Source organism: Lentimicrobiaceae bacterium (genome assembly GCA_028697555.1).
In the GTDB taxonomy this organism is placed as follows: Bacteria; Bacteroidota; Bacteroidia; order Bacteroidales; family UBA4417; genus UBA4417.
The window spans coordinates 1-13,611 of sequence record JAQVEX010000028.1; the positions used below are offsets into that span (position 1 = coordinate 1).

The window sequence follows — 13,611 nt, forward strand, 5'->3', positions numbered from 1 at the left end:
GCGAATCGCAAGCAAGAATGCTTTACACCTACTATGCTAAAGAAGCTGATAAAGAAGGCTACAAGCAAATTGCAGCCATATTTATGGAAACTGCCGAGCAAGAAAAAGAACACGCAAAACGCATGTTTAAATATTTAGAAGGTGGAATGCTTGAAATTACATCGACTTTTCCTGCAGGAGTTATCGGAACAACAGCCGAAAACTTGAAAGCCGCAGCTGAGGGCGAAAACGAAGAATGGACAGAATTGTATCCGCACTTCGCCGATGTTGCCGAAAAAGAAGGTTTTAAGGAAATTGCTACAATGTACAGAATGATAGCAAAAGCCGAAGCTATTCACGAAGAACGCTATCTGAAACTGTTGAAGCGCGTTGAAGAAGAAAACGTATTCTCGCGTGACGAAGCAATTGAATGGCAATGTCGCAATTGCGGATATGTACACAAAGGCAAAAATGCACCGGAACTTTGCCCTGCATGCTTACATTCTCAAGCATACTTCGAGCCAAAGAACGACAAATATTACTAGTAGTTTGGTAAAAATCGTAAGATTTTATATCGAAAATATCACACTTAAATTAGTTGTACTATAAGTACGACAAGAATTTTGTTTTGTCAAATTTAAAACCGTAAAACATTAATTTGTTTTGCGGTTTTTTGTTTACTTTGAGTTCAGTTTATAATAACAGATGTTAATTGAGTTGTTTGCTTTTTGAACATTTGTTTTAATCAATAACCCTTTAGGTTTCAATTTTGTTTTTTTCATTTTCTTTGCTTGTCCAAAGAAAACGAAACAAAAGAAAAGACTTTTAATTGAGTAAAATTTTATTGTTTTTTTGGTTCTTTTGTGTTACCGCAGAGTATTGAGTACTTTTAAAAATAATACGAAACGAAATAACACAAAAGAAGGTAAGATATATGTAAAAAAGTCTTACATTTGTAAAACATTTCTATTGTTAAAAAAATGACAAATAAATCGAGTGATTCATATTATACTCTACGAGAAGCCATAATAAGTCTCGGTTACGAATGGCAGGAGAAAGATTATTTTTTCTGTCATGGCGAACTTCCCATTATCAATGATGCCATTACCGACATGAAAGAGTACGTTGGTATTTTGCTGTGCGCCGACGGCGATATCGACATAAGCATCAACGAAGTAGATTATAATCTTACGGCATCAACTTTACTGATCGCACATCCTACGTCGATTGTGCATATTATTCGCTCAAAAAGGCAATATAAAGGTTTTCTTTTGTTTGTTGCACGTAATTTTTTAGCTAAAAACATTGTAAATGCTCAACTAGTAAAGCCTTTCCGTCAAATTTCCAAGCACCAGTACACAATCACTAATATTAGTAGAGAACAACAGAAAAATCTTATAGATATTTATAAATTAATTTATAGAAAAAAAGAAACCAAACAATCTGTGTTTCAATTGGAAACGTTGCGCAATTTGTTTTTGGTTTTTATTTGCGAAGTAGCCGAAATCTTTTTAAAAAGCAAAAAAGTTGAAAATCGTTCAACAAGAAATGAAGAAATTACCGATGCTTTTTTTAATCTACTACGCCAACCTTTAAGAGTAAGCGATAAAACTGCTTTTTTTGCTAATCTGTTAAACATCTCTCCAAAACACTTGATTAAAACCATTAAAAATACTACGGGAAAATCACCAGGTATTTTTATTAATGAAAAAATAACTGACGATGCCAAATTGTTGCTAGCCGATAACAGCCTCACTATCAGCCAGATTTCCGATAAGTTGGGATTTTCCGAAACTTCATCGTTTAGTAAGTTCTTTAAAAAGCAAGTCGGAATATCCCCATCTCAATTTAGACAACAACTTTAAAAGGTGAATTTTGGTCAACTACATGTGAATTTCAGGCAACGAAATAAACTCTATGTTTGTTAATTTTGTAAATCGAAGTCTGTATTATTCAATACTTTAGCCTTATTACGTGATAATACGGGATAAATCACTTAACCATCAAAAATTTTTTCAGAAATGGATAAAAAAAATGTTGACAATAATTCTCCCAAAAAACCAGGTATTAATTGGAGTAGTTTTTTGTGGACTGTCGCATTGTTGCTGATACTCAACTCGTTAGTGTTCCCTTACTTATTTAAGCCCAAAATTATTCACACAACGTACAGTACTTTTTTAAACAAAGTCGATTCGGGTTTAATAAAGCAAGTAAACATCGACGGGAATAAAATTTATTTTACCGCTTCAAGCGATACGATTGTTAAGAAAGACGATAGCAAAGACCTTGTTTTTCAGACAGGCAAAATGAATGATGCCAATTTAGTTGATAGACTTTTGTTGGCAGATAGTCCTAACGAAAACGGAAAAATTGAATTTAACGAAACCATTCCTCGCGAAAACTCGCCAATATTAAGCTTTTTGCTTTATTGGGTATTGCCTGGAGTAATTTTCTTCTTTATTTGGAGAAATGCAATGAAATCGATGGGTGGAAGGTTTGGCGGTAATTATATGAGTTTTGGAAAAGACAAAGAGAAAATTTATGCCGAAGACGAAGTGAAAACCACCTTTGCCGATGTTGCAGGACAGGAAGAAGCCAAAGAGTCGTTAACTGAAATAATCGACTTTTTGCATAATCCCAAGAAATACAGCAAAATAGGCGCTGCACTTCCCAAAGGAGTGTTGTTAGTTGGTCCTCCGGGAACAGGTAAAACCCTTATAGCTAGAGCTGTTGCAGGCGAAGCCAAAGTGCCTTTCTTTGTTCTTTCCGGCTCCGAATTTGTCCAAATGTTTGTAGGTATGGGTGCTGCCAAAGTACGCGATTTGTTCAGTCAGGCAAACAAAAAAGCACCTTGTATTATTTTTATAGATGAAATTGATGCTATTGGCAAAAGACGTGACGGAATGGCAAGCAACGACGAACGTGAACAAACGCTAAACCAATTGCTTACAGAAATGGACGGTTTCGACGGACGAAAAGGGGTTGTTATTCTTGCAGCTACTAATCGTCCCGAAAGTTTAGACAAAGCTTTGCTTCGTCCCGGTAGGTTCGACCGCCGAGTTCAGATGGAACTTCCTGATTTAGAAGGCCGAAAAGCTATTTTGCAAGTGCATCTTAAAAAAGTAAAACACGAAGAAATAGATTTAGACTTGATTGCTCGTGCGACGTCAGGAGCATCGGGTGCAGAGATAGCAAACATCGTTAATGAAGGAGCTTTGAGAGCCGTTAGAAATAACAGCAATAGCGTAACAACTAGCGATTTGGAAGAGAGTATAGAAACCGTTATTGCCGGAGCAAAACGAAAAGGAAAGGTTATTTCCGACGATGAGAAACGCGTTATAGCTTATCATGAAATCGGTCATGCTATGGTTGCTGCAATGCAGTCGCACTCGGCTCCGGTGCATAAAATCACTATTATTCCCCGCACATCCGGAGCTCTTGGCTACGTAATGCAGGTAGATGAAAGCGAACGCAACCTGTACAGCAAAGAAGATTTGGAAAACAGGATAACCACATTTACAGGTGGACGTGCCGCCGAAGAAGTAATTTTTGGTAGAATAACTACAGGTGCATCCAACGATATAGAACAAGCCACCAAACTTGCTCGTGCTATGGTTACCCGCTACGGAATGAGCGATGAGTTTGGTATGGTAGCTTTGGAAACGGTAAACAATCCATACTTGAGCAACGATACATCTTTGAGTTGTTCTGCAAAAACAGCCGCTCGTGTCGATGATGTTGTGCTTTCGATTGTGAAAAAAGCTCACGAAAAGGCAAAAAACATTATTATTGAAAATGAAGCCAAAATGCACGAATTAGCGGAATATCTTATTAAAAAAGAGACTATTACGGGAGAGGAGTTTATGAATATTTTAAAGGGTAATAATAAATAATATAAACATGGAATATTTATTTAAGAAAACAGAAAAAGCTATTAAACGATGGTATTTGTTGCTCATTGTTGGAATAGTATTCGTAATTTTGGGGATTTGGACAATAGCCACTCCGTTAAGTGCTTATACGGCTTTGTCCATTGTATTTGCTCTGGGATTTATTGTCGGAGGAATTACTGAAATTGGTTTCGTTTTAGGCAATAAGTACTATAACTGGGGCTGGGCATTAGCTTTAGGTATATTGAGCATCATAGTCGGTGTACTCTTACTGCTTAATCCCGCTGTGTCAATGCTTACTTTGTCATTTTATGTAGGATTTACTTTGCTTTTCCGCTCTGTATCAGGCATGGTTTCGGCGTACGAAATGAAACAATACGGCATTTTAGATTGGGGTACGCTTATGCTGATTGCAGTGTTAGGTTTGATTTTTTCATTTATTTTATTGTGTAATCCGGTTTTTACAAGCATTAACGTAGTTGTTTGGACAGCACTAGCATTTATTGTCTTGGGAGCTTACACTATCTACTATTCCTTTAAACTGCGAAAACTCAACAAAATGATGAGAGAGGAATAAAGATTAATTCTGTTTTTATATTGGAAAACAGTTAATGCTCAATAGGAGTGTTAGCTGTTTTTTTTGTTATGTGGTTGTAATTGTTATACTTTTGCGATGTTTTAAATTAAAACAAATAGTAATGTACGACTAAAAATTTAGACATCCATTAAAAAAGCGTCAACGATAACAATTACACTTTTTAAACATGCCCCAAAAAATCAGTAACAACACTTTATTCGCTAAATCCGTATCCATTATCACCGTTACTCTTAAAGGATTCGGACAAATAATGCTTCAAGAAAACCGGATTACAGGTTTACTATTTCTTATAGGTATTTTTTACGGTTCGCCTGTTATGGGATTGTCTGCACTTCTATCAGTTATATGCGGGACAAGCACAGCTTATCTTCTAAAATACGACAAAACCGAAATAAACAAAGGACTTTACGGATTTAGCGCTGCATTGGTAGGAGTAGCGGTAATGCTATTTTTAAAACCTGTGTTTTGGTCCTGGATTATCGTTGTTGTGGGTTCGGTGTTGGCAGCAATGTTGCAACACTTTTTTATTAAACGAAATTTTCCTGCGTTCACTTTCCCGTTTGTCGTGGTAACTTGGGTTATACTGTTAATTTGTAGAAATTTTTATACAGAAATATTAGCTGTACCAATGCCAACTATCGCTCATATAAGCGACTCATTCTCCGATGGTTTTAGGGGCTTCGGACAAGTAATTTTTCAAAACAAATTAGTGTCGGGAATATTGTTTTTCTTGGCTGTATTTATTAGTTCACCAATAGCAGCACTGTACGGACTAGCCGGAGCAATTGTCTCCGATATTATTGCATTCGGCTTTGCCGCACCAATAGACGATATAAACCTTGGACTATACGGCTTCAACGCAGTTTTATGTGCAATAGTTTTCGCCGGAAATCAAGTCAGAGATGGCATTTGGGTCTTGCTTTCGGTAGTTCTTTCTTTATGCATCAGCATATTGATGATGAAATTTCACTTAACGCAGCTAACGTTCCCGTTCGTCTTAGCAACTTGGATAACTCTTTTTATTAAGAATAAAGTTCAACCATCGTTGAAGTGATTATTTGTTTGAATTTCTTGTGTAAAACACAACTTTATTTTCTTTCAATCACTTTAAAATCAAGGGAATAACTAAAAAGTTTTAAAAACCACCTTACTTGTGTCAGTATTTGGCACATCTTTTCTGTAATTTTGCAATATCAAATATAAAACACAGCAAAATGAGTCAGAAAAGAAAAAACAGCAAAGAAAATACTTCGGTGCTTTTCAATCGTTATGTTTGGTTGGCAGAAACCATTCAGCGTGCAGGTAGAATTACCTTTGAGGAAATAAACGAGAAATGGACGCGTTCCAATTTAAACTATTCGGGCGATGATTTGCCGTTGCGCACTTTTCACCACCACAGAGCAGCTATCGAAGAAATGTTCGATATAAACATTGCCTGCGATAGAGGAGCCGGATATTATTATTACATTGAAAATCAAGATGATATTCGCAGAGGCAACTTGCGTTCGTGGATGTTGAATGCGTTTTCGGTGGGTAATTTGCTCAACGAGAGTAGGGCTTTAAAAGATAGAATTTTGTTTGAAAAAATTCCTTCGGGGCATCAATACCTTTCTCCTTTGCTCGAATCGATAAGAGATAACCTGACGGTTGAAATAACTTATCAGAGCTTTGGTCGCGATGAGCCAAGCACCTTTACCATTGAGCCGTATTGCTTAAAGGTTTTCAAACAACGTTGGTACGTTTTGGCTAGAAGTCCGAAATACGACGAGCTGCGTATTTACTCGCTTGACCGCATACACGAGTTGGAAATCACCAAACTTCAATTTAATTATCCCGCCGATTTTTCTCCCGAAAGTTTTTTCTACGACAGTTTTGGAGTTATTGTTAATTCCGGCGAAGAAACAGAAACCGTAGAAATAAAAGTGTTCGACAATCAGCGTAAGTATTTCGAATCACTTCCTTTGCATCATTCGCAAACTTTAGTAGAGGAAAACGGCGACTACGCAACGTTTCAATACACTATTCGTCCGACCTACGATTTTATTCAGGAGTTGTTTATGCACGCCGAAAACGTAGAGGTAATAAAACCCAAATGGTTGCGAGAAGAATTTGCCAATAAGGTGCGGGAAATGAGCGAAATGTATAATACAAAATTGTAGAGCCGTGTCGAAAGAAAAAATTGGCGATAAAGAAGGTGCTAAAAAAGATAAAGAGACAAGAAAACAATTACAAAACAAACTGTAATTATAACAGATAAAAGTGAACTTCAATGAAAAGCAAAGAAGCATTACAAAATGACTATCAAAAATTCATCGACTATCTGAACTGTGGTGTTTACGGATTTACTTTCGATGAATTAGACTCTTATTCGGTAGAAGAATTGGAAACAATGGCAAATTTCGGTTGGAGCGACGAAGTTAGCGAAGAGTTGTACGAAATTATTATGCGACGCAGAAAACGAAAGCTGAACGAAATATTTGTCTTCAACCAAGATACTATTCCGGCAATAATTGAGCTTAATAACAAGTTGGCAGATTATTGTCGTGATTTAAAAAAGGAGACCGAAGACTTGTACAGCCGAGTGCAACAATTAAATTGGAGCAATTTCACAATAAGCGGTAAGGTTATAATACAAGGCGGCGAACCATTTATCGATTGTGCTATTACAACTATAAATGATAATTTGCTCTCGTTCAGTATTTCTTCCGGCGAAGGAATAGAGCAATTAAACATGTTTCCAATTTTCAACTTTCATAATAACTACGCCGACAAAATTTTATCTCATAACACGCAACAAGCCGCCAAAGTATTCGACGAGGCACGAGATTGCCACATTGGCTATGCTTTTTATTTACTTTATCGTAAAAGCTGCCTTAGTTTTCAAGATATGTTGGAAATTTGCAGCTTACAAAAAGAGATAAATATTCGTTACTATTCCGATATTGAAAGAATTTGTGACGAAATTAATGTGGAAGGCGAATAAAAACATTGAAAACTATGTTATTTAATTTTAAATAATTAGTAACTTTGAAGGTTATAATTAAAAAAACATATCGGGGTAGCTGAAAACCGTACAGAGTAGGCATAACAACTTAAATTTATATAACTATGGCAAAATACAACGAAAAATTAGATGCTCTATTTGAAGAATGGAAGAAAGAATTTGAAAAGAATGGACATACCGGTTTTTGTTATGACGGGTTAATGTACAGAGGTAAAAGTTGGAAAACAGAAGATGGAAAAAAAACTTATTATGGTAAAGGTTTAGGGGATGAAAATTCCATGTGGTTGAATGCAGAAAAACGGATTCTTTTTCTACTTAAAGAGCCAAATAAAAATCCGGATCAAGATACACGTGAGTTTTTCCCAGGAGCTAATTATGGTAGTATTTCAAGACACTACAAAAATATAGCATATTGGCTATTTGGACTAATTTCATTTAAAGAAAATAATAATGCTCCTGAATTTGGAAAAATAGATTTTTGGGAAGATGTTTTTCCAGTATTTGACACTGAGCCGTACGCAATAGTTAATTGTAAGAAAGAATCAGGTGGGAGTAAAACAGATGCAGGTGAGTTATCAGAACACATGCAATTATATGCTGATTTTACCAGAAAAGAAATAGAAATTTTAAATCCGGATATTATTGTTTGTGGAGGAGGAAGCAATAGCATCAAAAATTTTGTAAAACAATATATCTACCCTGATATTGAAAAGATTAGTGATAATAACAATTGGATTTATTACAGCAAGAAAGAAAATAAGGTTGTGATAAACTCTTATCACCCTAGTTATTTTGGAATAAAAATTGAAGAAATGTACACACGGATGATGAGTGCTTACAAAGAATTTTTAGAAAAATACCCCAATTTTAGAAAATCTTCCAGAAAGTAACGATAGGTTCATTTAATCAAATTTAATTTATCCACCTTTTAACTTCATTCAGGACTGACTTACAATCAGTCCTGTTTTTTTGTTGTTTACTTAGGTCTGCAAAAATTCAAATTAAATTTAACTTACAAGTGCAAGTATTTGGCACAACCTATACATAACTTTGCAATATATTTAAAACTAGTTCAATTTAATGTATTACAAGTTATGAAAGTTAAAAGATTTAATTCGGACAAATTTATGGTTGTCCGTAAAGATGGCAGCATTGCCGTGCACCTTGATGAACATCCTGTTTCCGATTCGGCTTTATCAGACCTTTCGAGTCATTACAGGGTGCCAAGCGCTCTTTACGGTTTTCAAGAACGTTCAAAAGTTCAGTTTTTAGAACCAATTTTAAAGACTCTTCCTGATATTACAGCAGTTTTAGACGATGATGAATATCAAGTAAGAGCCATTGTACATCCAAAAAAAGAGTTTGTAAGCGATGAGGAGTTCCTACATGCAGCCGAAATTTTATCAAGGATTGACACCGAAGAGTTTAAAATTTTAGACATAGATCACTGGCGTTACAAAGGCAATGTTGAACGTCCCTTACAAGGCGGTTTACTTGTAAATGTCGCACTTCTCAGATTGGCTTGCATGAATGGAGCCACAGTTTCGCACTCAAGTTATAAAAAAACATTTAGTGCAATGCCACCAGTTAACTATTTAAAGTCGCTCAGACCAGCGTCACCAGTTGAGTTTCTAAACCAAGTTTTCGGCAACGACCGTCTCGCATCGGTTACAGACTTAGAGGAAATGGCTAAAGTCTCTTCAGTCGAAAATCCATTAGATTATTTTCCACTTGACAAAGTCTATCATCATTATTTAGAAAAAGCCAATCTCGATTTGAAAAAGACTTCAAAAGAGCTCAAAAAATTTCTATCATCAGGACTCTCATATTTCAACTGTTTCAACATCCTTAGCTATGTAACCACACACTATGCAAAACCAAGTTTTGAACTTAATCGAAATGTAGGTTCATTCTTGTCGGTTTCATCTCTTAAAGCTAATGAAATTAGAAAACTTTCACAATCACAAATCACTGCACCGGTATTTGATTCCAAAGCCATACAACATTTAAGGGGAGATAAGGTTGCTAAGTGAGTTGCGTGTTGCGTGTTGCGGGTTGCGTGGTTCGGGTTAGTTTCGAGTTCTGTCCCGAAGTTTCGGGAGAGTTCCGAGTACCAAAAATAAAAACTCCTTAATCCTTAATCAAAACTCAGAACACTCATCACCCATCACCCATCACCCATCACCCATCACTGACCACCAATCACAAAAAAGCTAGCGGCTAAAAGCTAAAAGCCAAAGGCTTCTAATTTTTCCTGCGTTTTTCTTACTTTTGCCAAATTAAAACTAAATCTTACACAAGGAATTACAGGTAAATGCTTTGCGTTACATTTTAATAAAAGTATAAAACTATGAAAAGTTTAATTGAAAAAATTGCTCAAATATCGGCACAAAAAGCAAGTCAGATTGATACAAAAAAAACGGATTTGCTCAAAATAGCCAGCAATTATGGTGATGTTGAACCTTATAACTTGTTTTTATATTGGTTTAATATGTTTCCTAATTGTATTGAGTTCGGTAAAAAAACCAATTTTGAAAAAGCTTGCAATCACATTATTTCTCACTACAGCGATGAAATAAAAGAGATATTTATTACAGACAAAAAGGGGGAAGAAATCGCAAATGTGGTTGTTTGGTTGTACGAAGATACACTCATCAATTTATCAAATAAATATGATGAAAAACCTTTGGTTTATTACAGAGTTACGCCATACGAGAAAGTTAACAAATTGGTGCAAGAAATCTCCGATTTTAAAAATGAAAAAACTCATATACCGAGGATTAGTTTAATCCACAATTCTTTTGGCTCTCTATCTACAAAAAAAATGAAAATTAAACATCCAAAGTTGACCATAAAAGATAACTACAACGATGATTTTCAACCTGTTCATAAAACCATAATAAACCGTTTGCAAAAAGATAATGATAAAGGTTTGGTGCTTTTGCACGGAAAGCCCGGAACTGGAAAAACATATTATTTGCGTTATTTGATATGTCAGCTTCGCAAAGATGTTATTTTTTTACCACCCAATATGGCAGCATCTATCACCGATCCGGGGCTTATAGAATTGCTTATGGAAAATAAAAACAGTGTTTTCGTGGTCGAAGATGCGGAAAACATCCTGATAGACAGAAATCAAACAGGTTCGTCGGCTGTATCTGCATTGCTAAACCTGACAGATGGATTACTTTCCGACTGTTTGAATATTCAAGTAATCTGTTCGTTCAATACAGATTTATCGGAGCTTGATAAGGCTTTGATTCGCAAAGGAAGATTAATTGCAAAATACGAATTTAAAGAGCTTGAAGCATCAAAAGCACAAGCTTTGTCAAACAAACTCGGCTTCAACAGTAAAATAGAAAAACCAATGACTTTGACCGATATATACAATCAGGACGAAGATTCGTATGCTCCGAAAATTAAAAAATCCATGGGTTATAATAAAAATAATTAATTTCCAATATTTATTATTGCTTCTACTATAAAATTAATTCCGCACAGATTCATTAAGTACTTTAAGAATTATAAATTATGACAACAGAAAAGAAAGATTCGGATATTATTTTTGCTACAATAGAGAAAGAAATTAAAAGTGATGCTTGGAATAAAATTTCTATGGAATTTCAATGGACGGAAGAGCTTCTAGAAAAATATGAAGATAAAGTCGATTGGAGTTTAATTTCATTAAACAGCGATATAACTTGGACTACATCGATGCTCGAAAAGTTTAAGGATAAAGTTTCTTGGTATCATTTATCTAATTACTCTTATGCAGAAATTGATAAAGCCAAAAAACTGTACACAGAGGAAAATCTTAGACAATTTCAAGATTATTGGGATTGGAATGAATTATCCGACAGTATCACTGACATTGAACTAATAGATAAGTTTATTGACAGGTGGGATTGGGATAAAATAATTAACAATCTTAATATTGAATACGGTTTGTTAAATGCCGAATTTTTAGAAAAATATATCGATTATATTCCGGTTTCGTCTATAATGAATTCCACGTTGTGGGAATATTTAGTTGATGATGAAATTGATAAAATTGAAGACAAATTGATTCTTAAAATTAAGAAAAGTAAACGTAAGAATGGAAAAAAAATAAAGGAAGATTCGGATTATATTTTTACTACAATTAGGGAGACGGTTAAAAAGGAGGCATGGGAAAGGATTTCCAAGAGTTTTCAATGGACAGAAGAACTACTTGAAGAATATGAAGATAAAGTTGATTGGGAAATGGTTTCACAAAACGATGACTTGGGGTGGACTGCGACAATGTTGGAAAAGTTCAAGCATAAGATTTATTGGAGTCATTTATCTAAGCGTGAATATCCGCATAATGCAAAGAAACTATATACAGAGGAAAACCTTAAGCTATTTAAGGATAATTGGGATTGGAACAAAGTATCAGGTTGTATTTCTGATGTCAAGCTAATAGATAGGTTTGTTGATTGTTGGGTCTGGAGTGAAATAATTGATAACGTGTGGCTTAAAAGCAAATTTTTCAATAAGAAATTTTTAGAAAAGTATGTCGATTACATTCCGATATCGTCTTTAACAAGCTCTCGTTTGTGGTCAAATGTAGTTTCTGACGAAATTGAAAAAATGAACGACAAATTGACCTTTAAAGTTAAGAAAGGAAAGAATGATAAATTGAGACTTATTTACGTTCTGAGGGAAGCTGAAATAAGAGAAAGTCTATCGTCGGATTATGAATGGACGGAAGAATTGTTAGAAAAGTATGAAGATGAAGTAGATTGGACTGAAATATCAAACAATATAAATATTCCGTGGACTAAGACAATGCTCGAAAAGTATAAAGATAAAATTGATTGGGAGATATTTACCGTACATTCTCGTTATAACGCTGATGTACTACATACAGAAGAAATGCTCACTCATTTTCAAGATTATTGGGATTGGAATGAATTATCATTTGCAATTTCCGACGTAAAACTTATAGATAAATTTGTTGATAGATGGAATTGGTCTGGTATTGTTAACAATAGTAACTTACAGGAAGATTTTTTCAATATAGAATTTTATAAAAAATATATCAATTATATCCCAATAGGTTCGCTTGTTTATTCTGATATGTGGCATGCTATGGTCGATGAAGAATATAAAAAAATAGAACAACAAATTTTATCTTATTTTGGTTAAGTAGCTTTTAGCATATTCGTGTTACGTGTTGCGGGTTAGTTTCGAGTTCTGTCCCGAAGTTTCGGGAGAGTTCCGAGTACCAAAAATAAAAACTCCTTAATCCTTAATCAAAACTCAGAACACCCATCACTCATCACTCATCACCCATCACCCATCACCCATCACCCATCACTGACCACCAATCACAAAATGGCCAATGGCTAACAGCTAAAAGCCAAAGGCTTCTACTTCTAATTTCTAATTTTTCCTACTTTTGTCAAATCAAAATTCACAAACAAAAAATTTATAAACTATGTTTGAATTAATATTTGGCATATCGCTACTAGATTATATCAGAGAAAACTTTGTCGTATTGCTAGACCACGCAGGTACATTTGCATTTGCATTAAGCGGAATACGATTAGCTTCCGAAAAAAAATTCGATTGGTTTGGTGCTTATGTAGTCGGATTAGTTACTGCAATTGGTGGTGGTACAACTCGCGACTTGTTGCTGCAAGTAACCCCATTTTGGATGTTAAACAGTTCGTACTTGATAGTTACGGCTGTGGCTTTGCTATCATTTATTTTTCTCAAAAATCTTATTTTCAGACTTAACAAAACCTTATTTTTATTCGACGCCATTGGTCTTGGCTTATTTACGGTGGTAGGAATTGAAAAAACCTTAGCTGTCGGTTATCCGTTTTGGGTTGCCATAATTATGGGTATGATTACCGGCTCGGTTGGTGGATTAATCAGAGATGTTTTAATTAATGAAGTGCCGCTTATCTTGCGTCGCGATATATACGCATCAGCCTGTATCATTGGCGGTCTTGTGTTTATGTTATGCTACAAGTTAGGGGTCGCCAGTGCATTAACAAGCACTATTACGGCATTAACCGTAATACTTATCAGACTTGTTGTTGTTTGGCTTAAAATTCAATTGCCGACAGTAAAACATCATTTTCCCGACGAATAAAAATCACCAAAAAAGA

Annotated in this window: 12 protein-coding genes; all 12 read left to right on the forward strand. The window is 35.1% G+C overall.

Annotation, left to right across the window (positions count from 1 at the left end; genetic code table 11):
• Positions 1-524 (forward strand): rubrerythrin family protein (locus tag PHP31_05785; protein MDD3738787.1); only part of this gene is annotated, 524 nt, incomplete at its 5' end.
• Positions 525-959: 435 nt separating this feature from the next.
• Positions 960-1,844 carry a helix-turn-helix domain-containing protein gene (locus PHP31_05790; protein ID MDD3738788.1) on the forward strand — a complete coding sequence of 295 codons (885 nt, stop codon included), beginning with the start codon at positions 960-962 and terminating at the stop codon, positions 1,842-1,844.
• A 156-nt stretch (positions 1,845-2,000) separates the two neighbouring features.
• A complete protein-coding gene (gene ftsH, locus PHP31_05795) occupies positions 2,001-3,872 on the forward strand; it encodes an ATP-dependent zinc metalloprotease FtsH (GenBank protein MDD3738789.1) in 1,872 nt (623 codons plus the stop codon).
• 7 nt (positions 3,873-3,879) lie between these two features.
• Positions 3,880-4,446 carry a DUF308 domain-containing protein gene (locus PHP31_05800; protein MDD3738790.1) on the forward strand — a complete coding sequence of 189 codons (567 nt, stop codon included), beginning with the start codon at positions 3,880-3,882 and terminating at the stop codon, positions 4,444-4,446.
• Between the two features lie 187 nt (positions 4,447-4,633).
• Entirely contained in the window at positions 4,634-5,521 is an 888-nt protein-coding gene (locus PHP31_05805) for an urea transporter (protein MDD3738791.1), read from the forward strand.
• A gap of 160 nt (positions 5,522-5,681) precedes the next feature.
• On the forward strand, positions 5,682-6,626 hold the full coding sequence (locus tag PHP31_05810; GenBank protein ID MDD3738792.1) for a WYL domain-containing protein: 945 nt from the start codon (positions 5,682-5,684) through the stop codon (positions 6,624-6,626).
• Positions 6,627-6,736: 110 nt separating this feature from the next.
• Positions 6,737-7,450: a hypothetical protein gene (locus PHP31_05815; GenBank protein MDD3738793.1), complete on the forward strand. Its 714-nt coding sequence runs from the start codon at positions 6,737-6,739 to the stop codon at positions 7,448-7,450.
• A 125-nt stretch (positions 7,451-7,575) separates the two neighbouring features.
• Positions 7,576-8,361 carry a hypothetical protein gene (locus PHP31_05820; GenBank protein MDD3738794.1) on the forward strand — a complete coding sequence of 262 codons (786 nt, stop codon included), beginning with the start codon at positions 7,576-7,578 and terminating at the stop codon, positions 8,359-8,361.
• Between the two features lie 204 nt (positions 8,362-8,565).
• Positions 8,566-9,504, forward strand: coding sequence for a hypothetical protein (locus PHP31_05825; GenBank protein MDD3738795.1), 939 nt, complete (start codon positions 8,566-8,568; stop codon positions 9,502-9,504).
• 317 nt (positions 9,505-9,821) lie between these two features.
• A complete protein-coding gene (locus tag PHP31_05830) occupies positions 9,822-10,925 on the forward strand; it encodes an AAA family ATPase (protein ID MDD3738796.1) in 1,104 nt (367 codons plus the stop codon).
• A gap of 77 nt (positions 10,926-11,002) precedes the next feature.
• Complete coding sequence (locus tag PHP31_05835; GenBank protein ID MDD3738797.1) at positions 11,003-12,640, forward strand: hypothetical protein; 1,638 nt, start codon at positions 11,003-11,005, stop codon at positions 12,638-12,640.
• Positions 12,641-12,932: 292 nt separating this feature from the next.
• Positions 12,933-13,595 carry a trimeric intracellular cation channel family protein gene (locus tag PHP31_05840; protein MDD3738798.1) on the forward strand — a complete coding sequence of 221 codons (663 nt, stop codon included), beginning with the start codon at positions 12,933-12,935 and terminating at the stop codon, positions 13,593-13,595.
• Positions 13,596-13,611: the final 16 nt, after the last annotated feature.

What these genes read in the sequence shown, in the direction of transcription:
- PHP31_05790 (MDD3738788.1), top strand. Translation starts at nt 960, where the DNA reads ATGACAAATAAATCGAGTGATTCATATTATACTCTACGAGAAGCCATA.
- ftsH (MDD3738789.1), top strand. Translation starts at nt 2,001, where the DNA reads ATGGATAAAAAAAATGTTGACAATAATTCTCCCAAAAAACCAGGTATT.
- PHP31_05800 (MDD3738790.1), top strand. Translation starts at nt 3,880, where the DNA reads ATGGAATATTTATTTAAGAAAACAGAAAAAGCTATTAAACGATGGTAT.
- PHP31_05805 (MDD3738791.1), top strand. Translation starts at nt 4,634, where the DNA reads ATGCCCCAAAAAATCAGTAACAACACTTTATTCGCTAAATCCGTATCC.
- PHP31_05810 (MDD3738792.1), top strand. Translation starts at nt 5,682, where the DNA reads ATGAGTCAGAAAAGAAAAAACAGCAAAGAAAATACTTCGGTGCTTTTC.
- PHP31_05815 (MDD3738793.1), top strand. Translation starts at nt 6,737, where the DNA reads ATGAAAAGCAAAGAAGCATTACAAAATGACTATCAAAAATTCATCGAC.
- PHP31_05820 (MDD3738794.1), top strand. Translation starts at nt 7,576, where the DNA reads ATGGCAAAATACAACGAAAAATTAGATGCTCTATTTGAAGAATGGAAG.
- PHP31_05825 (MDD3738795.1), top strand. Translation starts at nt 8,566, where the DNA reads ATGAAAGTTAAAAGATTTAATTCGGACAAATTTATGGTTGTCCGTAAA.
- PHP31_05830 (MDD3738796.1), top strand. Translation starts at nt 9,822, where the DNA reads ATGAAAAGTTTAATTGAAAAAATTGCTCAAATATCGGCACAAAAAGCA.
- PHP31_05835 (MDD3738797.1), top strand. Translation starts at nt 11,003, where the DNA reads ATGACAACAGAAAAGAAAGATTCGGATATTATTTTTGCTACAATAGAG.
- PHP31_05840 (MDD3738798.1), top strand. Translation starts at nt 12,933, where the DNA reads ATGTTTGAATTAATATTTGGCATATCGCTACTAGATTATATCAGAGAA.